Source organism: Spongiactinospora sp. TRM90649, assembly GCF_029382225.1.
Lineage (GTDB): Bacteria > Actinomycetota > Actinomycetes > Streptosporangiales > Streptosporangiaceae > Spongiactinospora.
Map to the genome: position 1 here is coordinate 1 of NZ_JARLTC010000096.1, position 1,297 is coordinate 1,297.

Consider the following 1,297-nt stretch of genomic DNA (forward strand, 5'->3'; position numbering starts at 1 on the left):
TACTCCGGGACAAGGCTGGCGTGCTCACCCACCAACGATCAATGACCTAGCAAGGTTCGGTGACGCGGCACTAGCGCACGCCCGGGGCGGTGGGCACGGCGGGCCGGGGGCGAAGCGGTGGACGGGCACCTCCACCGGCCCGCCCTTCCGGCTCGCCGTACTCGCCGCCCCGGATTCGGAATCAGGGCGACCAGGTGGCGAGCAGCACCGCCAGCGGTTCGTCGTTCTCGTCCACGGCTTCGTAGCCCCTCAGGGCGACATCGCTCACCGGAAACGCCAGGATGTTCGCCCCGGAATCCGGATCCACGAGAGCATCGGGCCAGTGGCCCCTCCGGGAAAGCGTCTCGTCGGACAATACGGATTCCTCTATCGCGCGGATTTTCGCGCTCTTCCCACTGCCCCAGTGCGGCAGGGTCGCGGCTTCGGCTCCCGGGCTCCACAGGCACGCGTAATCACCGAGGAACACCGGCTTGTCGTAACCCTCGTCATCCCATATGGCCGAGGCCAGGCGGTCGGGGGCGGCGAGAGGGATGAAGAGCGTGTCCACGTAATATCGCACCGACGAGGAATCCTCGATGCTGTGGCTCCCGGCGTACACCGGATATGTGCCGTCCGGGGCGCCATGGTCGATCTGCTGGCCGTCCTGCGTCAACTCGGGGGTCGACCAGCTTATGGAATCGCCGACCACGACGAGATCACCCGCTCGGTCGAAATATTCGGGCGCGGGCCCCAGGAGTTCGTCCAGGCCGATTTCAGCCCAGTTCCTCTTGACGAACCCTTCCGTGAACGCATCCATTTCCATGCGCGCGACCCTTCCACACCCCGCTGACCATTCTCCATGTCATCTGGGACTCAATCGCGGGGAGGGTGAAGTCGTTCCAGCCGATCGGTGTGGACGGCGTAGATGAAGGGCCCCGGAACGTCGGCTGTGGCAAAATCTCCGCTCTCCGGTAACGGATCCGCTTGTCCTTCATCAGGACGGCCCAGCCGAGCCTCGCGCTGTCCTCTATCCAGTGAGTGTCCGGTACCGCCTCGTCCCGCGGAATCCCGTAGTGCTCCGCCAGTGTGATCAGGTCCCAGCCCGCAGCGCGTAACAACCTTGGGACGACGCCTCGACCAAGACTGCGATCGACGAATAGCCTACGCGGCTGTGCGAGCGGCGACATGAAGGACGCCTGCCCGTGATCACCAACTCCGGTTCCGACCGGATCGCCAAAGTCGGGACTGTACGGTTTTCGGTGTAACTCCTGATCATGGAGAACGCACCTGATGAGTACTGTGATCCAGGCATCGACGG

1 protein-coding gene is annotated in these 1,297 nt (G+C 64.4%); it reads right to left on the reverse strand.

Going from position 1 to position 1,297, the window contains the following annotated elements; translation table 11 throughout:
* Nucleotides 1–181 precede the first annotated feature (181 nt).
* Nucleotides 182–802, reverse strand: coding sequence for a hypothetical protein (locus tag P3X83_RS43140; protein WP_277311252.1), 621 nt, complete (start codon nt 800–802; stop codon nt 182–184).
* Nucleotides 803–1,297 lie beyond the last annotated feature (495 nt).

Coding starts and splice junctions, on each gene's coding strand:
- P3X83_RS43140 (WP_277311252.1), bottom strand. CDS start 802: ATGGAAATGGATGCGTTCACGGAAGGGTTCGTCAAGAGGAACTGGGCT.